Source organism: Paraburkholderia sp. HD33-4, assembly GCF_021390635.1.
Classification (GTDB): domain Bacteria; phylum Pseudomonadota; class Gammaproteobacteria; order Burkholderiales; family Burkholderiaceae; genus Paraburkholderia.
Genome location: NZ_JAJEJS010000002.1, coordinates 1769616 through 1796357, shown reverse-complemented (window position 1 = coordinate 1796357; position 26742 = coordinate 1769616). Strand labels below are relative to the sequence as shown.

General features: G+C 63.5%; 14 protein-coding genes and 1 pseudogene. 11 read left to right on the top strand and 4 right to left on the bottom strand.

All coding sequences use genetic code 11. From position 1 onward, the window contains the following. Nucleotides 1-401: 401 nt before the first annotated feature. The 9 genes from L0U84_RS28235 to L0U84_RS28195 all read left to right on the top strand — a co-directional run bounded on the left by L0U84_RS28235 (nt 402) and on the right by L0U84_RS28195 (nt 17841). On the top strand, nt 402-1610 hold the full coding sequence (locus L0U84_RS28235) for a capsule biosynthesis protein (RefSeq protein WP_233854941.1): 1209 nt from the start codon (nt 402-404) through the stop codon (nt 1608-1610). Beyond that, the gene (locus L0U84_RS28230) at nt 1603-2388 is read left to right on the top strand and encodes an SDR family NAD(P)-dependent oxidoreductase (protein ID WP_233854939.1); all 786 of its coding nucleotides are present in this window, start codon (nt 1603-1605) and stop codon (nt 2386-2388) included. The genes L0U84_RS28235 and L0U84_RS28230 overlap by 8 nt, the downstream gene beginning before the upstream one ends. Beyond that, nucleotides 2389-3924: an LTA synthase family protein gene (locus L0U84_RS28225; RefSeq protein ID WP_233854937.1), complete on the top strand. Its 1536-nt coding sequence runs from the start codon at nt 2389-2391 to the stop codon at nt 3922-3924. Then, nucleotides 3921-11591, top strand: coding sequence for a type I polyketide synthase (locus L0U84_RS28220; RefSeq protein ID WP_233854935.1), 7671 nt, complete (start codon nt 3921-3923; stop codon nt 11589-11591). The genes L0U84_RS28225 and L0U84_RS28220 overlap by 4 nt, the downstream gene beginning before the upstream one ends. Further along, a complete protein-coding gene (locus tag L0U84_RS28215; RefSeq protein WP_233854933.1) occupies nt 11591-12505 on the top strand; it encodes a UDP-3-O-acyl N-acetylglycosamine deacetylase in 915 nt (304 codons plus the stop codon). The genes L0U84_RS28220 and L0U84_RS28215 overlap by 1 nt, the downstream gene beginning before the upstream one ends. 23 nt (nt 12506-12528) lie before the next feature. Beyond that, nucleotides 12529-13866, top strand: a complete 1338-nt coding sequence (locus L0U84_RS28210; RefSeq protein WP_233854931.1) for an aminotransferase class I/II-fold pyridoxal phosphate-dependent enzyme — start codon at nt 12529-12531, stop codon at nt 13864-13866. A 37-nt stretch (nt 13867-13903) separates the two neighbouring features. Next, nucleotides 13904-14614: a GNAT family N-acetyltransferase gene (locus L0U84_RS28205; RefSeq protein WP_233854929.1), complete on the top strand. Its 711-nt coding sequence runs from the start codon at nt 13904-13906 to the stop codon at nt 14612-14614. 99 nt (nt 14615-14713) lie between these two features. Further along, a complete protein-coding gene (locus L0U84_RS28200) occupies nt 14714-16144 on the top strand; it encodes a mannose-1-phosphate guanylyltransferase/mannose-6-phosphate isomerase (protein WP_233854927.1) in 1431 nt (476 codons plus the stop codon). 302 nt (nt 16145-16446) lie between these two features. Continuing rightward, nucleotides 16447-17841, top strand: coding sequence for a phosphomannomutase/phosphoglucomutase (locus tag L0U84_RS28195; protein WP_233854926.1), 1395 nt, complete (start codon nt 16447-16449; stop codon nt 17839-17841). 919 nt (nt 17842-18760) lie between these two features. Here L0U84_RS28195 and L0U84_RS28190 read toward each other — a convergent pair. Beyond that, nucleotides 18761-19045, bottom strand: a complete 285-nt coding sequence (locus L0U84_RS28190; RefSeq protein WP_233854925.1) for a hypothetical protein — start codon at nt 19043-19045, stop codon at nt 18761-18763. Between the two features lie 1576 nt (nt 19046-20621). Here L0U84_RS28190 and L0U84_RS28185 point away from each other — a divergent pair. Further along, a complete protein-coding gene (locus tag L0U84_RS28185; protein ID WP_233854923.1) occupies nt 20622-21092 on the top strand; it encodes a hypothetical protein in 471 nt (156 codons plus the stop codon). 1442 nt (nt 21093-22534) lie between these two features. On the opposite strand, the gene L0U84_RS28180 is transcribed toward L0U84_RS28185, so the two are convergent. The 3 genes from L0U84_RS28180 to L0U84_RS28170 are packed head-to-tail and all read right to left on the bottom strand — an operon-like array spanning nt 22535 to nt 24935. Next, the gene (locus L0U84_RS28180; protein WP_233854921.1) at nt 22535-23338 is read right to left on the bottom strand and encodes a hypothetical protein; all 804 of its coding nucleotides are present in this window, start codon (nt 23336-23338) and stop codon (nt 22535-22537) included. A 57-nt stretch (nt 23339-23395) separates the two neighbouring features. Continuing rightward, the gene (locus tag L0U84_RS28175; protein WP_233854919.1) at nt 23396-23869 is read right to left on the bottom strand and encodes a hypothetical protein; all 474 of its coding nucleotides are present in this window, start codon (nt 23867-23869) and stop codon (nt 23396-23398) included. Nucleotides 23870-23909: 40 nt separating this feature from the next. Next, entirely contained in the window at nt 23910-24935 is a 1026-nt protein-coding gene (locus tag L0U84_RS28170) for an integrase domain-containing protein (protein WP_233854917.1), read from the bottom strand. Between the two features lie 1417 nt (nt 24936-26352). Here L0U84_RS28170 and L0U84_RS44255 point away from each other — a divergent pair. Further along, a pseudogene (locus tag L0U84_RS44255) lies at nt 26353-26648 on the top strand (aminotransferase class I/II-fold pyridoxal phosphate-dependent enzyme); the annotation flags it as partial. Nucleotides 26649-26742: the final 94 nt, after the last annotated feature.

Genomic DNA, 26742 nt, shown 5'->3' with positions numbered 1-26742 from the left:
GCGGGCAGAGGGAAGAGCGGAAGCGCCCGCAGGTGCACGTGGTCCCAACCCGGTCGCAAACGTTTTGCGTGCGCCAATACCAATCTTGATCCGATACTTTTGGCGGACGCTAACGCGATTGAAGTGTGACAAACCTCTCTCGAAAATGTCGACGTACGCTTACCGAAAGGGGCGGCTGATTATATCCACCCGATATGCCTTACGCCATCAACCTTCGTGTCCTTCCAACAAATTTCTTTAAATTTTCTTCTCTTTGTTAATTTTTAACTCGTAATGCTGTATTCTCCGATCCTTGCTTAAGGTCAGCATCCACAATTCCAACGATTCCGAAGTCTCCGGGGAAGGTCGCGTCGATGAAGCGTTCCTTTTGGCACGGCTCGGTCCGCTATTGACGTATTCGCATGCACCGCTCCTTTCTCGCCCTGCAAGGCACGGCTTCTCCGTTCTTCAGCCGTCTTGCCACTGCGCTGCAAGCGCGCGGGCATGGGGTGCGCCGAGTTAATTTCTGCGGTGGGGATCTGGCCTACGCTGGCAATAGCGACGCGTGGAATTTCCGCGGACAAGCGGCCGGGTTATCCGAGTGGTATGTCAATCAAGTGAAAGCCGGCAATTTCACCGACGTAATAATGTTCGGTGACTGCCGCGAAATTCACCGCCCAATCCACCCTATAGCCGAGGCCCACGGCCTGCGCGTCCACGTATTCGAAGAGGGCTACGTCCGCCCGCACTGGCTGACGCTGGAAAAACACGGCGTAAATGGCCGCTCGCAATTACCCCGCGATCCCGCCTGGTATCTCGATCAGCGCCGTTTCACGCCACCAAGCCCGGTAGGAAAGCCCACCGGCTACAATCTTTTCGAACGCGCATTCCACGACATCCGCTACCGGGCCGCCAACTCGCTGTTCGCGCCGCGCTTTCCGCACTATTGCAGTCATCGTCCGAGAAACGGTTTCTTCGAGTACGCGGGCCTCGCTACTCGCGCATTGCGTCAGCGTCAGCATCACAAAGATTCGGATCAATTCACCCGCGATCTGCTCGACGCAAAGCAGCCGTACTACATCTTCCCGCTGCAACTGAATTCGGACGCGCAGATCGTCGTGCACTCGCCATTCGAGGGCGTGCGCGAAGCCATCACCAAAGTACTAACGTCGTTCGCCAATCACGCACCCGCGGACACGTGGCTGGTTGTCAAAAACCACCCACTCGACACCGGCTTGATCGACCACCGCAGTCACGCGCTGCAACTCGCGCGTGACCTCGACATCACCGACCGCCTGCGTTTCATCGACGCCGGCCATCTGCCGACGCTGCTCGACAACGCGCGCGGCGCCGTGGTGGTGAACAGCACGGTAGGCCTGTCGGCACTGCATCACCGCCGCCCGCTGATGGCACTGGGCACGTCCATCTACAACATGCCTGGCCTGACCTGGCAAGGTTCACTCGATGACTTCTGGACCCGGGCCGACCAGCCGGACATGAACCTGTACCAGGCCTTCCTCGACTACGTCGTCCACCACACGCAGATCAACGGCGACTTCTATACGAAGACCGGCATCGCCATGGCGGTAGCCGGCGCGGTGCAACGCCTGGAGGCAGCCACGCATGCATAAAGCCGGGCCGCGCCACATCGTGATCACCGGCGCGAGCGCCGGGCTCGGTCGCGCGCTCGCATTGGCTTATGCGGCGCCAGGCGTCGAACTCGGCCTCATCGGCCGCGATCCCGACCGCCTCGAAGCGTCGGCGCAGGCCTGCCGCGCAAAAGGCGCAAGCGTGCAGACCGCCCTGATCGACGTACGCGACGCGCAAGCCATGCAAACCTGGCTGGAGCAATTCGACGACACACACCCGATCGACCTGCTCATCGCCAACGCGGGCGCCGCCAGTACGCTCTCATCAACAACCGACTGGGAAGACCAGAAGCGCACGGCCGCAATCGTCGACACGAACTTCTACGGCGCAATGCACGCCGCGCTGCCGGTGATCGCGCGCATGCGCGCGCGCAAACACGGCCACGTCACGCTGATCAGCTCACTCGCCGCACTGCGCGGCATGGCAATCTCACCGGCTTATTGCGCAAGCAAAGCAGCGATCAAAGCCTACGGCGATTCAGTCCGTCCGCTCCTGTCGCGCGACGGCATTCGCATGTCGATCGTTTTGCCGGGCTTCGTCAAGACCGCAATGAGCGACGTGTTCCCCGGCGACAAACCTTTCCTCTGGTCAGCGGACAAAGCCGCCCACCACATTCAGCGCAAGTTGAAAGCAGGCCGCGCCGAAATCGCGTTCCCGAGCCTGCTCGCGTTCGGCATGCGGCTATTGCCGTTACTGCCGGCGGTCCTCGCCGATGCAATCCTTGGCGGCCTGTCGTATCTGCCACGCGAGGAGCACTGAGTGAACGCGACGCTCGCGCTCAGCTTCACGGCCGCGGCCGGCCTCGCGCTTCTGCCGGAAGCGCTCGCGCAGCCGCGCGCGTCGCTGCGTCGCTCGCCGTTGGCGTTCGCGTTGCACGTCGCAGCGATCGCATTCCTCTGCGTGTGCGTGTTGCTGATCACCGGGCGCGTGCGCTTTTCGGCCTTCGTCGCGATCGCACTGGTCGCTCTGCTCGCAGGCGTCAGCAACGCGAAATACGCATCGCTCCGCGAGCCGTTCGTGTTCACCGACCTGAGCCTCTTCAGCCAGCTATTCGCGCATCCACGTCTTTATCTGCCGTTCCTGAGCGTGGGCACCGTAATCGCGATCGTGCTCGGCATCGTCGTGGTCGTCGCGGCGTATGTCGCGGACACGCCGCTCGCGCATCCGCCCATCACCGCGCTTTTGTTCGCCGCGTGCGCCTCGATCACAGCCGCCTACACGTGCGCCGCGCGCCTGCCGCTAACTCTGCGCGCCGTCGACGATCAGCAGCGCCACGGTTTCTTCGCGGTCTTCATCGCCTATCTGCTGAACGGCATGCGCCCGGCGACCGTGCGTCAACTGCGCGCCGCGCTTGCGAAAGGTCCGTTTGCGAGCGGCAAGCCGCACACGATGCCCGACGTGATCCTGATCCAGAGCGAATCCTTCTTCGACGCGAGGCGTCTATCCATCTCGATCGATCCGGCGATCCTGCGCAACTTCGATCTCGCGCGCCGTGAGTCAGTCCAGCACGGCGAGCTGACGGTGCCCGCGTGGGGTGCGAATACGATGCGCACGGAGTTCGCGGTGCTGACCGGCGTAGACGAAACGCAACTCGGCTACGCGCGTTTCTATCCGTATGCGTTCGTGCGGCGCGCGTGCGCGTCGCTCGCGTCGTGGTTCAAGCACGGCACCTATCAAACGCTCGCGATTCACCCGTACTACGCGGATTTCTTCGGCCGCGAGCGGGCCTTCAAACATCTGCAGTTCGACCGCTTCGTCGACATCGAGGCATTCGCGGACGCACCGCGCACGGGCCCGTACGTCGCCGATATGGCGGTCGCGGACGCGATCATCGAAGCACTCGACGAACCTCGTGAGAAACCCGCGTTCATCTTCTCGATGACGATGGAAAACCACGGCCCGCTGCATCTGGAAACGGTGCGCCCCGGCGAGGCCGCCGCTTTCCATTCGCTCGGCGACGACGAACAATGGCGCGACCTGACCGCCTATCTGCGCCACCTCGCGAATGCCGATGCGATGCTCGGCCGGCTGCTCGCCGCGCTGCGCGCGCGGCGCCGCGACACGGTGTTGTGCTTTTATGGCGATCACGTGCCGGCGCTATCGCACGTCTACGCTCAGTTCGACAACGAACCGGCACACAGCAACTACTTCATCTGGCGCAACTATGGTGATGCGCCTGCCATCCGAACAGATCTTTACGCCGGGCAACTTGGCGTCGCCCTGGTAGAAGCGCTCGCGCCAGCCGTATCGCGTGAGGAGCCGACACGCACGCCGCACCCAACAGAAGAACGATGACCAAACAGATTGCGATTGTGGGGATGGCCTGCCGCTTCCCCGGCCATGTTGAGAACCCGGAAGATTTCTGGGCGTTGCTTCGCGACGAAACAGATGCGGTCACGCAAGTGCCGGCCGAGCGTTTCGGCACGGAGTTCTACCAGCATCCGTCGAAGCGCGAAGCGGGCAAGAGCTATACGTTCTCCGCGGGCGTGCTCGACGACGTCGCTGGTTTCGACGCGTCGTTCTTCGGCATCTCGCCGCGCGAAGCGCAGCAGATGGATCCGCAGCAGCGTCTGCTGCTCGAACTCGCGTGGGAAACCTTCGAGGACGCCGGCGTGCGTCCGCGCGACATGGAAGGCAGCAACTGCGCGGTCTATGTCGGCGTCGCGAGCCCGGACTACGGCAATCGTTTCGTCGACGACCTGAACGCGGTCGACCCGTATTCGGCGACCGGCAACACGCTGAGCATCGCGTCGAACCGTCTGTCGTATCTGTTCGATCTGCGCGGGCCGAGCGTGTCGGTCGACACCGCGTGCTCGTCGTCGCTGGTCGCGCTGCACCAGGCGTGTCAGGCGCTGCAGGCAGGCGACGCCGAAGTGGCGCTCGCGGGCGGCGTCAATCTGCTGCTGCATCCGTTCGGCTTCGTCACGTTCTCGAAGGCCTCCATGCTGTCGCCGCGCGGCCGCTGCCGTGCGTTCGACGCGACCGGCGACGGCTACGTCCGCTCGGAAGGCGGCGCGCTCGTGATGCTGAAGACGCTGGAGCGCGCGCTCGCCGACGGCGACACGATTCATGCGGTCATCGCCGGTACAGGCGTGAACTCGGACGGCTACTCGCAGGGCGGCATCAGCGTCCCGGGCGCGGCGACTCAGGCCGCGCTGCTGCGCACGGTCTATCAACGCGCGGGTGTCGATCCGCGCTCGCTCGCTTATGTCGAAGCGCATGGAACCGGTACCGCCGTCGGCGATCCGATCGAGGCGCGCGCATTGATGAGCGTCGCGTCGGCGGGGCGCGACGTGGACCGGCCGCTGTTGATTGGCTCGGTGAAGACCAACGTCGGTCACCTCGAAACGGCGTCGGGCATGGCCGGCCTGATCAAGGCGATCCTGTGCCTGAAGCACCGCGCGGTGCCGAAGACGCTGCATTTCGAAACGCCGAATCCGGCGATCGATTTCGTCGGCGGCCGGCTGCGTGTCGTCGATCGTCTGACGCCGCTCGAATCGCCCGATGGCGCCGACGCGCCACTGGTGGTCGGCGTGAACTCGTTCGGCTTCGGCGGCACGAACGCGCACGTCGTGCTGCGCGAAGCGCCGGCTTCCAGCGTCACCAAAACGCCGCAACCCGAAAGCGGCGACGCAACGGCACCGCTCACGCCGCTCGTGCTGTCGACGCGCGCCGCGGCCGCGTTGCCGAACCTCGCGGCGCGCTATCTGGCATCGCTCGATGAAGGCGCGTCATGGAATCTGTTGGCCGCGAACGCAGCGCATCGCCGCCAATGGCTCAAGCATCGCGCGATCGTCGCACCGTCGACGCTCGCCGAAGCGCGCGCGGCACTCGTCGAACTGGCCACGTCGGTGCAGGAGCACGCGGACATGGCGCTCGTCAAAGGCGAAGCGCCGGCCGACGACGGTCGTCTCGCTCTCGTGTTTTCGGGCAACGGCTCGCAGTGGGCCGGCATGGGCAAGCAGTTGCTCGAACAGGAGCCGCTGTTCAGCGCCGCGCTCGAAGAGCTCGACGCATTGTGGCGCGCCGACGGCAGCGCTTCGCTGCTCGACATGTTGCGCGAAGGCGTGAGCGCCGAGACTCTCGCGGCCACCGAGCATTCGCAGCCGCTGCTGTTCGCGATCCAGGTCGGCGTGGTGCGCGTGCTCGAAGCACGTGGCGTCGCGTATGACGTGTGCGTCGGCCACAGCGTCGGCGAAGTCGCGGCAGCATGGGCGTCGGGCGCATTGACGCTCGCGCAGGCCGTGCGCGTGCTCAAGATCCGCAGCCGCGCTCAGGCGAAAACGCGCGGCACCGGCCGGATGGCGGCCGCCGGTCTCGGCGAAGCGGCGATGCGTGCGTTGATTGCGCAACACGATCTCGACGCGACGGTGGAAGTTGCCGGGGTCAACAGTCCGCAGGCGGTCACGCTCGCCGGTTCGTTCGATGCGTTGAAAACGCTCGAAGCGGCCGTCAAGGCGAGCGGCCGTTTCTTCCAGATGCTCGACCTCGACTACGCGTTCCACAGCTGTCAGATGGATCCGATCGCGCTGGACGTGCTCACCGGTCTCGCGGCCCTCGCGCCGGGCGCGGCCACGCGCGGCTTCGTATCGACGGTGACGGGCGACGAACTGGCCGGCACCGAGCTCGACGCACACTATTGGTGGCGCAATATCCGCGAGCCGGTGCGCTTCGGCGACGCGATCGCGCGCATCGCGCAGAACGGCGTGCGTCTGTTCCTCGAGATCGGCCCGCATTCGATTCTGCGCACCTACGTGACGCAAACGCTCGACGACGCGCGCATCGCGGGCCGTTCGCTGCCGACGCTCAAGCGCAATCACGACAGTGCGCAGACGCTGCATCACGCGCTGCACGCGATGATCGCGAACGGCGCGAGTGTCGACGTCGATCGTTTCGCGCCGCGTACGTTGCTCAGCCAACGTGTGGCGCTGCCGTCGTATCCGTGGCAGCACGAGCGCCACTGGCTCGGCCCGACCGCCGAGGCCTACAACCTCGTATACCGCCGCCGCGAGCATCCGCTGCTCGGCTATCGTCTGCACGAGCACGCACTCGCGTGGGAAAACCAGCTCGACCCCGCGGGTCTGCCGATACTGGCCGATCACGTCGTCGATGGCGGCGCGGCGTTTCCGGGTGCCGGCTATGTCGAGATGGCGCTCGCCGCCGCGCGCGTGCATTTCGGCACTGCGAGCTGCGCGGTTGAGAACGTCGAAATCCGTCTGCCGGTCGTGTTCCAGCCGCAGCATTCGAAGCTGTTCCGCTTCACCGTCGACGTGCGGACCGCGAACTTCACGATCGAAACGCGTGATCGCATGTCGGACGAAGCGTGGTCGCTGAACGTGACCGGCCGTTTGCTCGCGAGCGGTTGCGCGCTCGGCGACGCGTCGGCCAACCTGCCGCTTTTCGATCTGACGAGTCTGCTCGCGCAGCCTGCGATGTCGGGCGACACGCTGTACGCGAACACCGCCGCGATCGGCCTGAACTACGGCCCCGCGTTCCGCTGGGTGCGTGCGGTCCACGTGGACGCGAACGCCGACATGGCGCTTGCCGAAGTCGACATGCCCGCGGTGCTAGCGCAGTCCGCCGACGCCGCGAACGCCTATGCATTGCATCCCGCGCTGATGGACAGCGGTTTTCATCCGCTGTTCGCGCTGCTCGCTTCGCCGGGGCATGGCGAGATCGAGCATGCCGCTTATGTGCCGGTTCAACTCGGTCGCATCGACTATCTGCGCGGCGACACGATCCGCTACGTGCTCGCGCGCATCGAGCGGCGCAGCCCGCATTCGGTCGTCGCATCGTTTGAATTCGCCGACGCGCAGGGCGAGATCGTCGCGCGTCTGAGCGCGTGCCGGTTCCGCCGCGTCGATCTGCTGAGCCGGCGCCAGCAGGCGCCCGGACGCTACACGTATATCGTCGAAGCGAAGCCGCTTGCCGCCGACCTCAACGCCCATACGTTGCCCACGGCCGCCGCCTTGCTCGCCGATGCGACGAACGCACTCGCCACGCAGGAAGGCGAAGCGCGCCGACACACGCATCTGACCGAGATGCTGCCGCTGCTCGACGTGCTCGCTGGCGCTTATGCGCTGCAGGCGCTCGACGCGCTGGACGTGTTCGCGCAGCCGGCGCTGCCCGATTGCGCGCATCCGGCGTTGCTCGCGCGACTCGTGCAGATCGTGATCGAAGATGGTCTGGCGCGTCGCGATGGCGCGCGTCTCGTGCGCGACGACGACGCCTGCGCCAACTTGCCTGCGATCGACGAACTGTGGCGCGAACTGCTCGCGCAATCGCCCGCGCATGTGGCCGAACTGACGCTGCTCGCGCATTGCGGCGCGGCGCTGCCCGCCGTGCTGCGCGGCGAAGTGAGCGGCGCGCAGATCCTGCCGCCGTCGCGCAGCAGCCTCGTCGAGCATTTCTTCGAAGCGTCGCCGACGTGGACGCATGCGAACGCGCTGACCGGCGCGTGTCTGCATCGTGCGATCGAAAGCTGGAGCGAGCCGCGCCGTCTGCGCGTGCTCGAACTCGATTCGCCGCTCACCGACGTGCTGCAGCCGCTCGCGATTCACGTGCCGGTCTCGCGTTGCGATTACACGATCGCGGGTACGCGCGAGCAGTTGAGCGGCTTCGACGCGACCGAGCATCCGTCGCTCCATGTCGCGACCGTCGAGTTCGGCGATGCGCCGCGTCTCGTCGGCGTCGATGCGGGCGAGCGCTACGACGTCGTGGTCGCGAGTCACGTGCTCGCGGCACAAAGCGAACCGCGTGCGTTGCTCGCGGCATTGCGCGGCTGGCTCGCACCGGGCGCGCTGGTCGTGATCGCGGAACCGCGCAACAGCCGTTTCGCGGATCTCGTGTTCGATCTCGACGCGGACGCCGCGCATGCCAACGCGCGCCGCGCGGCGTGGCTGTCGCCGCAGGCGCTGACGCAACTGCTCGAACAGGCCGGCTTCGAACAGGTCGCGCGCCATTCTGAGCAGGGGCTGGATCTCGAAGGTGCGCCGACGCTGCTGGTGGCGCGCGCGCCGCGCGAAGCGGCCGGGAACGATGCGGCGGGCGCGGCTCAGGCGAGCGCGTTGCCCGCGCACTGGTCGTTGCTGTACGCCACGTCCGATGCGATCGACACCACGCTCGCCACGGCGCTGCGAGCCGCCGGCCATACGACATCGAGCACGACGCGCGAGGCGTTGCAGCACGATATGAGCAGGCTGGCCGCGCCGGCTGGCGTCGCCCATCACGTGGTGTTCGTCGCGCCCGATCAGCCGTTGTCGGTCGACGCGGACGGCGCCGAAGTGATGCACGCGCAGCGGCAGACCACGCTCGCGCTCGCACAGCTCGTGCGCGATCTGGCGGCAGCGTCGAACGAAATGCGCCCGCAACTGTGGATCGTTACGCGCGGCGGCGCGCCAGTCCCGACGCCGTTCGTGGAGGCGGCGTCGCTGCGTCCCGAGCAGGGCGCAATGTGGGGGCTCGTGCGTGTGCTGGCCAACGAGCATCCCGAGTTGTCGTGCCGTCTGATCGATGTGTGCGGCGCGACGCAATTCGAAGCGGGCACGCTGCTCGCGCGCGAACTGCTCGCGTCCGACGGCGAGGAAGAAGTGCTGCTGACGCCGCGCGGCCGCTACGTGACCCGCATGCTGGCCACCCCGAACGCGGCGCTGCGCGACATCGTGGCCGAGCCGCTGCGCGCGCGCAATGAAGCGGCGGTGCTCGGTTTCGCGTCGCCGGGTTCGTTGCGCAACCTCGAATGGTTTCCGCTGCCGCATAGCGAGCTCGCCGCGGACGAGGTCGAGATCGAACCGGTCGCGACGGGCCTCAATTTCCGCGACGTGATGTACGCGATGGGCCTGCTGTCCGACGAGGCCGTCGAAAACGGCTTCGCGGGCGCGACGGTCGGCATGGAGCTGTCCGGGCGCGTCGTGCGCGTCGGCCGCGACGTGCAGCGTTTCGCGGCGGGCGATGCGGTGCTCGGCTTCGCGCCGGCGTCGTTCGCGAGCCATGTGCGCACGAAAGCCGAAGCGATCGCGCACAAGCCCGCGCGTCTGACGTTCGAGGAAGCGGCGACCGTGCCGACCACGTTCTTCACCGCGTACTACGCGCTGTGCGAGCTGGCGCGTCTGCGCCGTGGCGAACGTGTGCTCGTGCACGGCGCGGCGGGCGGCGTCGGGATCGCTGCGATCCAGCTCGCGCGGCATCTCGGCGCGGAAGTGTTTGCGACCGCGGGCAGCCGCGAGAAGCGCGAGTTCGTGCGTCTGCTCGGCGCCGATCATGTGTTCGATTCGCGCAGCCTCGCGTTCGCCGATCAAATCCGCGAGCGCACGCAAGGCGCGGGCGTGGACATCGTGCTCAATTCGCTGGCCGGCGAAGCGATGGTGCGCAGCATCGACACGCTGCGCCCATTCGGTCGTTTCCTCGAACTCGGCAAGCGCGATTTCTATGAAAACAGTCGCATCGGCTTGCGGCCGTTCCGGAACAACATCAGCTATTTCGGCATCGATGCGGACCAGTTGATGAGCGCATTGCCGGGGCTGACCGCGCGTTTGTTCGAAGACGTGATGCAACTGTTCGCGGACGGCGTGCTGCATCCGCTGCCGTATCGCGCGTTCCCGGCCGAGCGCGTCGAGGAAGCGTTCCGTCACATGCAGCAGGCGCGGCAGATCGGCAAGATTCTCGTCACGTATCCGGCGGGCACGCCGAGTCCCGCACGCTCGGCTCACGACGGTGCCACGCTGCAGCTCGATCCGGCGGCCGCGTATCTGATCGTCGGCGGCACCGGCGGGCTTGGTTTTGCGAGCGCGCGCTGGATGATGTCGCGCGGCGCGCGTCATCTGGTGCTCGCGAGCCGCTCGGGCACGCTCGCGCCCGAACTGGCCGAAGAGATCGCCCGCTGGCGCGCAAGCAACGGCACGCAAGTGCGCACGGTCGCGTGCGACGTTACCGACGCGGCCGCGCTCGATGCGTTGCTCGCCGACCTCGCGCAACGCGGCATACCGTTGAAGGGCGTGCTGCATTCGGCGATGGTGATCGACGACGGTCTCGTGCGCAATCTCGACGACGAGCGCTTTGCCGCGGTGCTCGCGCCGAAGGTGGCGGGCGCATGGAATCTGCATTGCGCGACGCGCGAGCTGGCACTCGATTTCTTCGTGGTCTATTCGTCGGCGACGACCTTCCTCGGCAATCCGGGACAATCGAGTTACGTCGCGGCGAACAGCTTCCTCGAAGCGCTGATCACGCAGCGCCGCGCGGCCGGCTTGCCCGGCACCTGCTTGGCATGGGGTCCGCTCGACGACGTCGGCTTCCTCGCGCGCAACGCGGACACGCGTGAAGCGCTGCAGGCGCGGATCGGCGGCGTGTCGATCAGCTCGGCCGAAGCGATGACCGCGCTCGAACGCGCGCTGGTCTCGATGCATGCGGGCGAGGCGGTGGTGCGGCTCGATTGGCACGCACTCGCGCTCGGCATGCCGGCGGCGCGCGCGCATCGCTACACCGAGCTGCAGACGCGCGGCAGTCACGAGCCGGCGCATCAGGGCAGCAGCGTGCAGATGCGCGAGCAGATCGCGGCGATGCCGTTCGACGACGCGCGGCGACTGGTCGAAGAGACGTTGCAGGCGCAGATCGCGCGCATCCTGCACATGTCGCCGGAGAAGATCGAAACCGGCCGCTCGATTCTCGACATGGGCATGGATTCGCTGATGGGCATGGAGCTCGGCATGGCGGTCGAAGAGCGCTTCGAGGTCAAGCTGTCGATCATGACGATGGCCGAGGGCGCGACCGTGCATTCACTCGCCCAACGTATCGTCGAATCGATCCAGACGCAGGATGAAGCTGCCGAGCCGAACGGCGCGGCCGCGCAGATGGCGGCGCAGGTCGCGGCGGTCGCCGCGCAGCATGCGCTCGATGTCGGCGCTCATGCACTGGCCGACGTGGCCGATGCGCTGTCCGCGCAGTCGAGCGCGACGGAGACGGTCTGATGCGCGCGCCCGCGGGCTGGAGTCATCGCGAAGGGACGCTCGCGCGCGTGCTGACCGTGAGCGGCCATGGCCTGCACACGGGCCGGCGCGTGAACGTGCGGATCCTGCCGGGCACGGCAAGCGGTCCGCGCGGCATCCTGTTCCGGCGCATGCAGCAGGGCCGCGTGCTGGCCGAATTCGCGGTGAGTCCCGCGCTGCGGCGCGGGCAGCCGTTGTGCACGATGCTCGAAGCGGCCGATGGCGTGCGCGTGCGCACGGTCGAGCATCTGCTAGCTTCGCTGCTGGCGTGCGAAATCGATCGCGCGACGGTCGAACTCGACGCCGAGGAAGTGCCGATTCTCGACGGTAGCGCGCAACCGTGGCTCGACGAAATTCGCGCGTGCGGACGCATCGAACTGCCGCATGCGAAGCGCTTCATTCGCGTCCTGCGGCCCGTGAAGATCGTCGACGGTGCGGGCACGCGCGACGAACGCAGCATGTCGATCGAACCGGCGGCCGCCTATGAAATGAGCGTGCGCAACGATCTGAAGGGTTTCGGCGAATTGCGCTGGGACGGCGCGCTGACCCCCGCGAGCTTTGCCGGCGAGATCGCGCCGTCGCGCTCGTATGGACGCGTCAAGTGGGCGATCCCGGCGATCGCGGCGGGCTACGTGCGCGGCATGCCGATTCTGCGTGGCGCGCGTCTGTCGTGCACGGCGGCGATCGTCGGCAATCGGGTGCTCGGCGGCATGCGCGTGCCCGACGAGTTCGTGCGCCACCGGGTGCTCGATCTGGTCGGCGACATGGCGATGGCCGGCGCGCCGCTGCTGGGCCGTGTGAGCGCGCTGCGGCCGAGTCATGAAATGAACTATCGGCTCGTCGCCGCGCTGCTCGCGGATCGCGATGCGTGGGAATGGGCCGAATTCGCGGGCTGAACGTACAGGATTAGCGAAACACTATGGGACTGGGTGATCACCTTCGTCAGCAACTCGCCGCGAAGGCGTTGATGAGGCAGCTCGAACGCGTGTCCGACGAGGCGCGCGAGCCAGGCTCGCCGCTCGCGGCGAGCGGCACTCGCGCTGCGCAGGATGCCGCGCGCGCCGAGTTGTGCAGGTTCGAAAGCATGCAGGGCTATCAGCAGGTCGAGATTCTGCGGCAGATGGGCGACAAGCTGCAGGTGCAGTCGCCGTTCTTTCGCGTGCATGAAGGCGTGGCGGGCGCGACAACGCGTATCGGCGGCGCCGAATATGTGAACTACGCGAACTACAACTATCTGGGCCTCGCCGGCGATCCGCACGTGTGCGCGCGCGCGAAAGAGGCGATCGACCGCTATGGCACGTCGGCGTCGGCAAGCCGCATGGTGGCGGGCGAGCGGCCCGTGCAGCGCGAACTCGAAACGGCGCTCGCGTCGTTTTACGAGGTCGACGATTGCGTCGTATTCGTCAGCGGCCACGCGACCAACGTGACCGTGATCGGCTCGCTGTTCGGTCCCGGCGACCTGATCGTGCACGACTCGCTCGCGCATAACAGCATCGTGCAGGGTGCGCAATTGAGCGGCGCCAAACGGCTGAGCTTCCCGCACAACGACTGGCAGGCGCTCGATGCGTTGCTCGCGCGCGTGCGGCACGATTACCGCCGCGTGCTGATCGCGATCGAAGGCCTGTACAGCATGGACGGCGACATTCCCGATCTCGCGCAATTCGTCGACATCAAGCGTCGTCATGCGGCGTTCCTGATGGTCGACGAGGCACATTCACTCGGCGTGCTCGGCGAGCGCGGCAAGGGCGTGCGCGAGCATTGCGGCGTCGCGAGCGGCGATGTCGATATCTGGATGGGCACGCTGAGCAAAACGCTGGCGGGTTGCGGCGGATTTATCGCCGGCACCCAGGCGTTGATCGATATCCTGCGTCATCTCGCGCCGGGCTTCCTGTATAGCGTGGGGCTCGCGCCGGCATTGGCGGCAGCGTCGCTCGCGGCGCTCGAGCGTCTCGCGGCCGAGCCCGAGCGGGTCGCGCGCTTGCGCGCACGCGGGCGGCAGTTCATCGACGAAGCGCGTGCCGCCGGTCTCGATACCGGCAAGAGCGCGGGATACGCCGTCGTGCCGATCATTTCCGGCAGCACGCTGAAGGCCGCGCAATGGGCGAACGCGATGTTCGCCGAAGGCATCAACGTGCAGCCGATCTTCTATCCGGCCGTCGAGGAAAAGGCTGCACGTTTGCGCTTTTTCATCTGCTCGACGCACGAACCAGAACAGATCAGCCGCACGATCGTCGCGCTTAGGCGCATCGCTCGCTAACCACACACACAACGAATCGAACCCGGGGCAGCCTGCCATGTATGCCGTAGAACCTGCGCGCGCGAATTCGCCCGTTCGCGAACACGAACCGCTCGCGCTGCGCTTTCGCGCCGCGCGCGCCGGCGATGCCGAAGTCTGCGCGCCGCTGATCTTCGCATCGGGCGTGCGTGAGTTCGGCTTCTTTCTCGGCGAGCCGTCCGAGGCGTGCATCGAGTTTCTGGCGTTCGCGTTTGCATCGAAGCTCGGACGCTTTTCGTATCAACGCCACCGTGTGGCCGTGACTGAAGACGAACAGCCGGTCGCGGTGCTCGCGCTGCATGACGGACGCCATACCTGGTTCGACGATCCGCACGTCGCGCTGATGCTGGTGTTGTTCTTCGGCCTGCGCCGCACGGTTCGCATGCTATTGCGCGGCCTCGTGCTCGAAAGCGAATTGCCGGCGCCGAAGTCGACGCAGACGCTGATCGCCCATTGCGCGACGCATGAGCGCCTGCGCGGCACGGGGGTTTTCAGCACGCTGTTCGCGGATGCGATGCGCGTGTGTGAGTTGATGAGTCCGCGGACTCGCGCGGGGCGTGGCGAACCCGATCGGCACCAACTCGTGCTCGATGTACTGGTGAGCAACAAACGCGCATACGCGCTGTACCGGCGGCTGGGCTTCGTCGAATTGCCGCGCAGGGCGCCGGTTTCGGCGCGCCTGCCGCGCGAGCTCGAATCGGTGCGGATGGAGTGGGTTGGCAAGGAATAAGCGGGGCCGGCCGAAAGAGATGGCCGAAACATACGACCCAAGCGCGCGGCAAACGCGCGAGGCAGTCAATACATAAGACACAAACGAGGACCTGAAAACATGAACATCCATCCCGTAGTTCTTTGTGGCGGCAGCGGCACTCGACTGTGGCCGATGTCGCGCGGCGGCTACCCAAAGCAGTATCTGGCACTGACAGGCGAGCACACGCTGGTCCAACAAACCGCGTTGCGCCTGCGCGGCATCGCCGACGTCACCGCGCCGATCGTCGTCACGAACAACGAGCAGCGTTTTCTCGTCGCCGAGCAGTTGCGCCAGGTCCACGTCGGTTCGTCGCGAATTGTGCTGGAGCCGGCGAGCCGCAATACGGCGCCGGCCATTGCCGTGGCGGCATTGCTAGCGTTGCGCGACGCGCCCGACGCGTTGCTGCTCGTCCTGCCCTCCGATCATGTGATCACGGGCAACGCCGCGTTCCGCAAGGCAGTCGAAGCGGCAGCGGAGATTGCGAAGGACGGGCGTCTGGTCACGTTCGGCATCACGCCGACCGAGCCGCATACCGGCTACGGCTACATTCGCGCGGGCGCGGCACTGATCGACGGCACCCAGACGTTCACGGTCGATTCGTTCGTCGAGAAGCCTGATGCTGAGACGGCACAGCGTTTCATCGATGTGGGCCGTTACTATTGGAACAGCGGCATGTTCATGCTGAAGGCGTCAACCTATATGGACGAGTTGCGCCGCTACCAGCCGGACATCGCGCGTCAGGCCGAACTCTCGCTGCAGAGCGCGCCAGACGGTCACGATTTCGTGCGCCTCGATGCCGAGGCGTTCGCCGCCTGCCCGAACATTTCCGTCGACCACGCAGTGATGGAGAAGACCCAGCGCGCGGCCGTCGTCGCGGTTGCCGATCTCGGCTGGAACGACATCGGCTCGTGGAACGCGCTCGCCGATATCGCCGAGCGCGACGCGCAAAACAATGCGCTGATCGGCGACGTGCTGACCGACGCGGTCAGCAACTCGTATATCCGCGCCGAGCATCGGCTCGTGGCGGCGATCGGGCTCCAGAACGTCGTGATCGTTGAGACCGCGGACGCGGTGCTGGTCGCGCATCGCGACCAGGCCCAGGACGTGAAGAAGATCGTCGCGCAGCTCAATGCAATGGGGCGCCACGAGTCGGTCACGCATCGTCGCGTGGTGCGGCCGTGGGGTTCGTACGAAGGCATCGATAGCGGCGAGCGCTTCCAGGTCAAGCGCATCGTCGTCAATCCGGGCGCGCAGCTGAGCCTGCAGATGCATCATCATCGCGCCGAGCACTGGATCGTCGTGAAGGGCACCGCGTTGGTGACGAACGGCGACAAGGAAATCATGCTGGCCGAAAACCAGTCGACCTATATTCCGCTCGGCGTCACCCACCGCCTGTTGAACCCGGGCAAGATTCCGCTCGAGCTGATCGAAGTGCAGTCGGGCGCGTATCTTGGAGAGGACGATATCGTTCGGTTCGAAGACACGTACGGGCGTGCGACGAAGGTGTAAAACCGCAACGTTTAGCGTCTGCGCCGCGTCTCGCAGGTCATTGTCGAGAGACAGATGGCCTTTTTCGTGTGCGCCCACGACGGGTCCTCTTGTGAGAGCAAGCGCCATCGCAAGTTGATTACAGCGAGCGAAGCCAAGCAAAGGGTGACCTATTGTGGGGAGGAAGCGTGGAGCGGATCGCTCTTCGCATGGCCTAACGCAGCGTTTCAGCGCCAATCTTCAGGCGTGCGTTCCGGCGCGATGTTGCCGATCCACCATCAGTGCACAGGTTAGAAATTTCGATTGCACGCAAGTGAGCGAACATGATATCCAAAACCATTTTCAAGGCGTATGACATTCGTGGCGTGATTGGCAAAACGCTCGACGCCGACGCCGCGCGCTCCATCGGTCGCGCATTCGGCAGCGAAGTGCGCGCGCAGGGCGGCGACTCGGTCGTGGTCGCGCGCGACGGGCGCCTGTCGGGCCCGGAGCTGATCGGGGCGCTGTCCGACGGCCTGCGTGCGGCCGGCGTCGATGTCGTGAACGTGGGCATGGTGCCCACGCCGGTCGGCTACTTCGCGGCGAGCGTACCGTTGAAGCTGGCGGGCGGCGAGCGCCGCGTCGACTCGTGCATCGTCGTGACCGGCAGCCACAATCCGCCGGACTACAACGGCTTCAAGATGGTGCTGCGCGGCGCCGCCATTTACGGCGAGCAGATCCTCGCGCTGCATCAGCGCATCGTCGACGAGAACTTCGCCGACGGTAGCGGCAGCTACGCCGAATACGACATCGCCGACGCGTACCTCGAGCGCATCGCGAGCGACGTGAAGCTCGCGCGTCCGATCAAGATCGTCGTCGATACCGGCAACGGCGTGGCCGGCGGCCTCGCGCCCAGGCTGTTCAAAAAGCTCGGCTGCGAACTCGTCGAGCTGTTCACCGAGGTCGACGGCAACTTCCCGAATCACCACCCGGACCCGGCGCACCCGGAGAACCTCGAAGACGTGATTCGCGCGCTGAAGGAAACCGATGCGGAAATCGGCTTCGCGTTCGACGGCGACGGCGACCGCCTGGGCGTCGTCACCAAGGATGGCCAGATCATCTACCCGGACCGTCAGCTGATGCTGTTCGCCGAAGAGGTGCTGTCGCGCAACAAGGGCGCGCAGATCATCTACGACGTGAAGTGCACGCGCAATCTCGCGAAGTGGGTCAAGGACAAGGGCGGCGAGCCGCTGATGTGGAAGACCGGCCACTCGCTCGTGAAGGCGAAGCTGCGCGAAACCGGCGCGCCGCTGGCGGGCGAAATGAGCGGCCACGTGTTCTTCAAGGACCGCTGGTACGGTTTCGACGACGGCCTGTACACCGGCGCGCGTCTGCTCGAGATCCTCACGCGCGTCGCCGACCCGAGCAAGCTGCTGAACTCGCTGCCAAACTCGCACTCCACGCCCGAGCTGCAACTGAAGCTCGAAGAAGGCGAGAACTTCGAGCTGATCGCGCGTCTGCAGCAAAACGCGAAGTTCACCGGCGCGGACGACGTCGTGAAGATCGATGGTCTGCGCGTCGAGTATCCGGACGGCTTTGGCCTTGCGCGTTCGTCGAACACGACGCCGGTCGTCGTGATGCGTTTCGAGGCCGACAACGACGCGGCGCTCAAACGCATTCAGGACGACTTCCGCCGCGTGATTCTGGCGGAGAAGGCCGATGCGAAACTGCCGTTCTGACGGCTGATGCGGCGGCGTGCTTCGAAGCGCGTTCAGACGGATCGAAGCGTCGTTGCTACCGAACGCGGCGCGGGTTGCCTTACCGCGCTGCGTTTTTCATGTCTTTTATATGTGACGCCCGCCCGCTGATGATCGCAAGGCGTTGGTCTACGAAGGGGGACCGGTCCGGAAGATGACGAGGTCCGCCTCAAACACTGGCTCCGTGAGCCGACCCGCTTCATATGCCAATTCGTCGCACGCAGCCGCCACCCCAAGCGCACAATACTTGGGGGCCGCGCCGAACCCACACGCCAGGAGCACGCGTGATCCGGCCCAAATTCATTGAATACTGCGACGCATGGCCCGAAGTCAAAACTGCGTGTACGGGTCAGATCACGTAGCTCCCGGATCGCCGCCGGCAGAAGGAAGCTTGAACGCTGCTCGTGCAGATTGAGACGACACGTGCGTATCAGTCGTTCCTCGACGGGCTTCGTCTGGCTGGGGGCATCGACACCTCCTCTGGAGGCCCGGAAACGGAGCAGGTGAACTTGCCGCCGCGCCTGGAATCGCTGCTGAAAGTCATGGAAGAGACCGAGTGCTCACCAGCGTTCGAGCTTCATTTCCAAAGGGTCGTCTTGCCGGTCGATATTAATCAGGGCGGAACCCACAGGGTCAAGGTCCCGGTCGAGCTTCAACAGGGCTTCGAACAGGTGCTTCGTGCCGTCTTGTATCCATCAAAAGACCAACGTCATCAGAACGGCCGATACATGCATACATTGTCTGCGGCATCTATCGGCCGTGCGGTCGGATACGTCCGCTGCTGCTGCGCTCGACATGCCGACTATTCTGGGCGCAGGAGGCCTGGGCGCACTTGGGATACTACCGTGGTACGGTGGACTGGTGGCGAAAGGAAATTGAAATGGGTGCGACAATTTTTACGCTAGTTCTGGGCGTTTCCATCGCCGGATTTCTGATGTGGGCGAACCACAACGGCGCCAAGCGGGATCGTGAGCGCGAGTGGGGAAATTGAAATGGTGGCAAACATCATCACTCTCGTTGTTGGCGTGGCCATTGCAGCTTTTTTCACGTGGACGGCCAAAAATGGCCGGCGCGCCGATCGCGAACGCGAGTGGGGCAAACGCGACTGAAAAATTGGCCTTGCGCTGAATTGCAGGTATAGGGCTGCACCCTTAGGGAGCGGCTTTTTTTCATCTTTTTCGACCATTGAGCGCGCCTTCGGGCGCGCTTTTCTTTTGGTGAGATCAAAAATGAATCATGCATCCATAGAGCCTGTGGGCTACCCGCGATCCGTTGCCTCGGCGACCGGAAACGGAAGCGTCGTTGCCGCGATCGCCGGCGCACGCGCCGATGCGTCGCCGTGCCATCAGCGGCTGGACGTCGAAGGCAAGACCGTCGGCCAAGTCTGTTCGTGGCTCGGCAAGGTGTTGCGCGGGACGGAGCTTGAGCCGGAGTGCTCGTGGCTGCCAACACGCTCGACGAGCCCAACGAGGCAACCAGCGGCGCGCGCATGGACCGGATCTGGCACGCGCACAGCGTCTGGAATTGCGTGGCTGTCTACGTTGACATTGGGCAGATCCGAGGGCTAGATCGTCCACGTTGACTGGATAACGCGTACGGAAATACCGGGCGCTGTCGGCCGCGGCTGAGCCGTGATGCCGCTTTTGCGCGCCAAGGTGTTAGTCGCAAATCAGGCATGGCAACTGGCGCGTCTTATTGCCAATGCGATCGACGTCGCTTAACCCGTTTCCTCGCGTTGCAAGGCGCAACCGTCAATTCAACCCTCTGCGGGCACTCGGCCCGACAAGGGGACGATTGCCCGTTTTTTCTTTTCCCGGAGCAATCGTGTATCAACTCTCCTTCGCAGGTCTTTCTCTCTCCATCGGCACGGTGCTCGAAGTACTCGCAGCCTTCAGGACTGACGCCCGGCTCTCGACCTCTTCGAACTGCTGCGGGGTGAATGCGAGTGCCGGTTCGGGTTTCGCTATGCGGGGCCGGAGTACGGTCGCACCCGGCATCACAACGGGCGGCATGAAGTTCACGTCGCATACGCCTCGCGGAAGGTTGGGCTGTTCCCAAAGCGGTGATCGACGAGTATCAGCCCGTGTGCCAGCAGTGGGGCGCCGATTATGTTGGCCGGCGCTCATCTTGTTTGACGCGCGGCGCCAGCCAGTCCGACAGCGCTAACACTCGCTTGGCGGTATTGCAGAAGCTCTGCACTTCATGATGTTCTGGGGCATAAAACGGACGCGGGCGACGATAATGCCCTTACGTATGTCCAGTCCGGCGCAGGGCGGATAGAGCACCTGCATGCTGCCCTCCTGCAAGATCGAGAATGGCGGCGGCGACAACCCTCGTTACTGGATTCTGGTAAGCGTGCTCCGGCAAAGCGACACCCGCGGTCGGGCACAATTTGGGGTACTCGCAGGGTTGCAGGTCAAACTCTCAAGCAGGCTCAGTGCATCAGATAATGGGCCGACCTTCGCGGCCGCTGCTTCGTGGTCGTATTTCTGCCCAGGTCCGGCTGCAGTGGTCGTTCGCTTCATCCTTCGGTGTCGGGCAGAACCCGATGAATCATTCTCACGAATTGGAGTTTCCACCAAACCGTGGGTGGTTCACTTGGCTGGCGTCGCGATCATTCGGAAACCTATGCATTTTATTTTCCATGCACCATGATGACATTGTCTGGCGCAGGCTTGACTTTGCGATCCTGTGTAAATACTGGGTTAGCGAAAGTCCTCCGGAAAGAGGGATCGCTAACCTCGTTAATCAGGAGAGTTCAGATGACGTTTGATGAAACGCCTCGATGCAAGCGCGGTGGCAATCTCGTGTGTACTGACTGTGAATGCATTTTTGAGAAGCGCGCGCATGGACGACACGAAGGGCGATGCACGGTCAAATACGCGATTGCCCAATCCACAGAAGATAGAGAGATCAAGGGGGCAGTGCGAGGCTTGCATTGCCGACGGTGCATGGTGGGATGCGTCGACGAACCCGACAACTGGCTAGCTTCCTATGTCCGTACGAAGCTAAGAGCGATGGCGGGCGATGGATTTTCGGTATCCCGCCACACCGCTGAACTTACCGCGCACGCGTTGCAGGATCATTTCCTTTGGGAGACGGATGCCGTGCTAAAGCGAATCCTCGATCTCGCAGTCCTACGGTATTTGCGTGATGGATCGAGCACCATCACGCAAGAGGACGTCAAGCTAGCGTTGCGCCTTGTTATTGATGACGGCCGGCGTCCCATTTGAACCTGAACTGGTCGCAGTTGTGTCCGAATCGATTGTCGGCTACGACGCACTGTCGACGAACCTGAAACGTTCCGATCATTGAGGCAAAGGGCGGCGCCAACCTCACCGAACCAGTGCCGCCACACGTTCCCGCAATGCCGGAGTCGTCATCGCAACGACGAGCGCTTTCGGGCGACGCGCAGTGGGCAAATCCTTTGCAGGACGGGGCGATCACGTAAAACTCGATGCAACCGTTCTGGTGTGGCGCGAGCGCACAACGGGTGAAAACTTCCAATGCCGCGAAATTGCCGTCGACTGTGCCTTAGCGAGGGATATAAAATCCCGGCAGCTTCGACCCGACAACAAAAGTCACTTTGTGAGGTCACAAGAAAGCTGGTTCGTTCAATCCGATGGCCTAAGTTGGACGAAGGTCGAATTGACGTATGAATTCAGCGCGGGGAACCCGCCGAGCAGCGGCGGGTACCGTTCACCAAACCGGCGCTTCTTGCCGCAGTCGCGCTTCTAGGTGCCAGGCGCGTCCGCGGAATTCCCAGCGTAAGTGGTCAATGGGGTCGCGACGTTTCATGAGTGCGACGCGCGTCCTGCACCAGCGACACGATATCCGCATCCAGTTCCGCGGTCATGATTCGGGAGAGCGCGCTTGCAACGCCCGCTCGCGCTACGGCCTTCCTTGCGTCGCAATATATATTGACAGCGCATCCCTGGACGAAGTGGCGGCCCTCAAACGGATGGACCACGCCGGGACCACTGTACTTTTCAAAGAATCCATGAATTCGTTGCGTAAGCATAATGTCGATTGGTAGGTGCGGGAAAGTGCCATCGCGGCGCGTGCTCATGATTAGCGGATCTTCAGCGATGGCATTGAGCAGGAACTCGAGCGAAATTGCGTCGCGGTTCCGGCCGACAACATCGTTAGGGGCGGGGTGCAGTATCGACTTTAAAACCAGGCTTCCCCACGGGGTAGTGCGATGCCAAACGGCGGCGCCTTTTAACTTCGCGTGTCGACGCATGTATGCATGACGTCATGCGTAGGGACTCGGCCCCGGTCGCCCACCGATACATATGCGTCTTATAGTCAATGCGCCGCGGCAGGCGCGCTAGTGCGCTGTTCAGAGCGATGGCGTCGGTGAGCAGTGGTGGTAACGGCTCACAGCGAAGACTGAGAGCCCGAGCGACAGATTCTACAAGGGCCTTTTCAATCTCTGTCATGCCATGGAACTGATTCATTGTAATTTCCCTATAGTTCAATGGAGCAATGTGAGGGCCAGCTGATTCAACTGCACAGATGCCGGCAGCGCAATGCCAATACGGGCGCGATGGGAGTACTCTCATGTCTCGAATGGGATAGGTACGCAGTCTTCGGCAACCAAAAGCCCATTTGCTGCACGGACCAACGGACCCTGAGGGGAAGTGGGCCGTCGATCCGTGTTGACTAAAATCCCTTAATCGAGCGTTGACGGCTTCGCCCGCTTCCGGCTGGTGGCCGGGACCAGTTCGGCACGCCACTCGTCCTGCGAGATGGCTGGTATTCCGAGTGCATCGGCTACGCGTTTGAACGTATCAGCCGCATCCAGAAGATCGCGCTGTGCGATCACCTTGTGGGCTAGCGCGTGCATGATTTTCTCCGGCGCACCGTTGAGCCGCGCTTCAGTCAGTTCTGTTTCGAAGTCGACTGCGCGGTTCAGGACAGCGGCGATCGGCATCTTGAATTGCTGCGCCTTCGCAAAAGATGTTGATACAGGAAGCGTAGCCTCCGGCGACACCGCGATGCCTGCTTCCCGTGCATAGTCAACGACCACCCGGTAGCCATCCTCGATGGCGGCGTTTGCTGGGGCGTCGGTACAGAGGATCCGGATGCAGGATGGCGCTACGCCCGCTGCACAGATAGCGCCAAGCGTTTCTACGGTAGCCTGCTGTGACGCTGCGTCCGGAGACGTCGAGACAATGATCGTCTTCAGTTCGGTGAGAACGGTACGCCTCGCCAGAATGAATGCGACCGTTGCCTCCCGATATTCAGGTGACACATCGATAATTCCCCCGCGCCGCGAGGTCATCAAGGTGCAGTAGTGATCCTGAAGTGCATTTTCAATGTCCGTCATATTTTGGTTGCTCACTTGCTCGCCGGTCGCACCGAGCAGGCTCGGATTCAGAAGCAAGCCTCCCGTCCGTGCATGAAGAATTTGCGCGGCCGAAGATTGCGCGGCACTGTTCGAGCTTTGGAAGTGAGCCACAATCAGATGAGTCATGGTTATTCCTTCGATAGATGTAGATAGAACGATGAATCGCGTTGACGACGACATTGCTTAGATGATCGCGTTGGCCGCGCGAGCCGTATCCTGTTCGCACGCTTCGCGCTTGGCCAGGCGTCTGCGATCCCGGGCGTTTTTTGAGGATTCGAGCGGCTCGTAGGTCCGCAAGCGAAATGCGGCCCACTGTCGGTTCTCGGCGGGGCGGCGAATGCGCGGGATAACAACGGAGCGCAATATCTTGCCGTTGTAACCCGCGTGCAGGCAGACAAGAAGGACCGCGCTAAGCGCGACCAGCGCGTCATCGACATGGCAGTCCCGGTGGTCGAGATAGCTCGCGTACGCGCGAAGCGTATCCTCCGGAATATCGAGGATGGAAGCTGGCGACAGACTTTGCGAGCGCAGGAAGTCTTCGAACTGCAACCAAAGTGGCAGCAGTGTTTCGACGGCCTTTTTGCTGCTATACCGATTAAGCGTGGCGCGGGCGTCCCCGGTGAGTGGTGATTCAGGCACGTTGTCTTGCTCCTTCATAGACGTTCAGGTCATTTCCGTTTTTGATAAGGATCACAGATTAATATTGCTTATGTCTGGTTTGTTTCCCTCCCTGGTTGATTTTGAGACGCCGTCCGTGCGCCCGCCCTTGTCGTCCTGGAGGGGTGCCGTCGCCTTGAAGGTGGTCTTCCGGACGACCTGTTGCCAACGTCTGCAGCTTCCTCGTTCGCGGTCTGGGAACGAAGTCGCTCGGCAACTGGATTTTTTCGGGGAACCGGTGGCGGATCTGCCGGCAGTACACCTCAAGGATCATCTTCACCCGTGACGGGCCGTGTCCAAGGCGGTCGGATAGTTCAGTCAGTACATCGACGGGCGGTACACCGCGATCCAGTGCGGCGTTCGCGAAGTCGACGGCATACGTGAATCTCAGGCTGTGACTGGCAAGCTCCCGGCGCATTGGCAGTTGATCGAAGCGCAACTTGAGGCGGGATTTGGCGCTTTTCAGACCGCTATGGCAGCCGCTTACCAGCTCGAAATTGCGGTCGCGGCAGTACGCCAACGCTGCGTTGATGGCCTCGAGCGTTTCGTCGACGTGATCCGCAAGCACTTCGGTGCGACGCGGACGCGCGTTCTTGGCGCCCCGCTCAATAGGCAGGCGAAGATCGCCCTTCAAAATCAGATCTCGCCAGGTTTCCAGTGACTTGCCACACATGAGTGCTTCGCGCATGCGAAGTCCAAGCCAACGCATCAGTCGGATCACGTGCCCGACACTTTCATCCAACGCATGTGCCGCGGCGAGCAGGTCGTTGAATTCCTGCTGCGTGCGCGCGCGATGCCTGCCATGTCGGTCCCGTCGCTCAAGCTGCAGGTCCCGGCTGTTGGTTGAACCGGACATGTCCTGTCCGGCCGTCGCCTGTATCACTGAGAGCGACGCCCGATAGTTCGCCAGCGTGCCGGGTTTCATGGCCCCCGCAACGAGAAACCAGACAAAAAACTCGAGCATCCAGTCTTCCGCTTCATTGACTGTTTCCAGCGTGTGACCAATCCGGGTTGCAAAACGCGAAAACTCGCTCCAATGCAAGCGACGCTGCTTCTGTGAGTCCATGCTTCCGCCTGCTTCGCGGCTCATCTGTGCGGCATGGTTGACGCCTCTTGATCTTCGTCCCATACGTTTTTTCTTTCCTGTGGCCGGTTGTTCCGCCTCTACCTGAACCTCACGCGCGGGGCGGGGCGCGAATGAGGGCACCCTGTTGCCATCGGCTGCGATGGCGACGTGCCCCCCATGGAGGACACGTAATTGAGCGGGATCAACGAGGGCGCGACGTTGATCTGCTGTGTGGTTCGAAAGTGCAAAAAATGGGGCAGAGGCGGTTTAGCTAAGGGTCCCCGGGTGGCACCGGTGGAAGGGTCTGCGCGCTTGGAAGTGAGAGCCCAGGGCCGGACGAACATCACGCGTCGCATGGCGACGCATTCGATGTCCAACCGCATTTGTGTGCATGCAGCACATGGGCGATGACGGCTCGTGTGAGGGCGAGCACGATGTGGGCGGAAACTCGGGTGAGCAAGTCACGTCGAGCTCGCGTTGGGAGGCGAGGGAAATGTTTGATGTGCGCCGGAGCGGCGCGTCGCAGACCGAAACCATCGACGGGCTCGAGTCGATCGAGCGTCTCAACGATGCAGAGCAAGCATACGATTATTCGCAAGCGGACAATCGACGCATGCAACCACGGTCGCACGCGGAACCAGCTCAGTCGCCTGGATAATTCGCGCGAAAGAAAGAACTCCGCGCTCGTTGACAGCACAAGCAGTAAGAACACGGGCGGTTCAGGCCGCGTGCTTTGTCATGGTGGTGTGCTGCGAACTGCAGCCAGACAGGCGAATTACGCTGGACAGACTACGAGAGCCGTGCCCGGGGCATTCGTCGATGCGTCAGAGACGCGTAAAAGCTCTTTGCGCCGGGCGGACCACGAGAGCCGTGCCCGAGGCGGTATCGATGCGTCAGAGACGCGTAAAAGCTGTTTGCGCCGGGCGGACCACAAGAGCCGTGCCTGAGGCGGTATCGATGCGTCAGAGACGCGTAAAAGCTGTTTGCTCCGGGCAGACCACGAGAGCCGTGCCCGAGGCGTTCTTAAAAAGGCTTTTCGGGCAGTGCAAGGGAGCTCGACCCAAGTCGTCACTGTTGCAGGGTGCCAGTCAAGCAATTGGCATGGTTACCATGCCGAGCCGTTGCGTCTGAGACGCGGAACGTGGAGCAACATTACCACAGCCTTTTCCGTTTGCAAATCGTGATCATCTGATTTTGTGGGACCAATGCCAAACTGCCGGATTTTACTGGCGTAAGACAGCGAAAGACGCCAAAAAACAAGCGTCTTTCACGGCTTTACCTCGAACAGCTGGAGCGATGACAACGACTAAACGTCGAGCCGCCTCCAAGAATTGCGCTCGAACTGAAGTGTTGTTTGCGACAGAACGACCTGGTCGCGAGAACCCTGACGCGATCCCCGCGCTTGCCCAACTGTGTCTCGATCGACCGCTACGGCACGTCGGCGTCGGCGAAGCGCATGGTCGCGGGCTAGCGGCCGATGCAGCGTGAAATCGAAATGGCGCTCGCGTTGTTCTACGGGTCAACGATTGCGTCGTGTTTGTCAGCGGCCACGGGACGAAAGTGACCGTGATCGGCCCTCCATGCGGTCTGTCGACCTGGTGTGCACGACTCACTCTCGCATAACAGTATCGTGCAGAGCGCGGAGAGAGCCGCGCCGAACGGCTGAGCTTTGCCCACAAACCGGCGCGGGTGTCTGATCGTCTAGTCGCGCGGGCCGCGCTTGCGCGTGGGCGCAGGTTCATTGACGAAGCGCGTGCCACCGAACTCGACACCGGCAAGAGCGCCGGCTATGCGGTGGTCCTCATCA

Excerpts from the sequence above, each read along its gene's own strand:
- L0U84_RS28235 (WP_233854941.1), top strand. The coding sequence starts at position 402 with ATGCACCGCTCCTTTCTCGCCCTGCAAGGCACGGCTTCTCCGTTCTTC.
- L0U84_RS28230 (WP_233854939.1), top strand. The coding sequence starts at position 1,603 with ATGCATAAAGCCGGGCCGCGCCACATCGTGATCACCGGCGCGAGCGCC.
- L0U84_RS28220 (WP_233854935.1), top strand. The coding sequence starts at position 3,921 with ATGACCAAACAGATTGCGATTGTGGGGATGGCCTGCCGCTTCCCCGGC.
- L0U84_RS28215 (WP_233854933.1), top strand. The coding sequence starts at position 11,591 with ATGCGCGCGCCCGCGGGCTGGAGTCATCGCGAAGGGACGCTCGCGCGC.
- L0U84_RS28210 (WP_233854931.1), top strand. The coding sequence starts at position 12,529 with ATGGGACTGGGTGATCACCTTCGTCAGCAACTCGCCGCGAAGGCGTTG.
- L0U84_RS28205 (WP_233854929.1), top strand. The coding sequence starts at position 13,904 with ATGTATGCCGTAGAACCTGCGCGCGCGAATTCGCCCGTTCGCGAACAC.
- L0U84_RS28200 (WP_233854927.1), top strand. The coding sequence starts at position 14,714 with ATGAACATCCATCCCGTAGTTCTTTGTGGCGGCAGCGGCACTCGACTG.
- L0U84_RS28195 (WP_233854926.1), top strand. The coding sequence starts at position 16,447 with ATGATATCCAAAACCATTTTCAAGGCGTATGACATTCGTGGCGTGATT.
- L0U84_RS28190 (WP_233854925.1), bottom strand. The coding sequence starts at position 19,045 with ATGGTCGAAAAAGATGAAAAAAAGCCGCTCCCTAAGGGTGCAGCCCTA.
- L0U84_RS28185 (WP_233854923.1), top strand. The coding sequence starts at position 20,622 with ATGACGTTTGATGAAACGCCTCGATGCAAGCGCGGTGGCAATCTCGTG.
- L0U84_RS28180 (WP_233854921.1), bottom strand. The coding sequence starts at position 23,338 with ATGACTCATCTGATTGTGGCTCACTTCCAAAGCTCGAACAGTGCCGCG.
- L0U84_RS28175 (WP_233854919.1), bottom strand. The coding sequence starts at position 23,869 with ATGAAGGAGCAAGACAACGTGCCTGAATCACCACTCACCGGGGACGCC.
- L0U84_RS28170 (WP_233854917.1), bottom strand. The coding sequence starts at position 24,935 with ATGGACTCACAGAAGCAGCGTCGCTTGCATTGGAGCGAGTTTTCGCGT.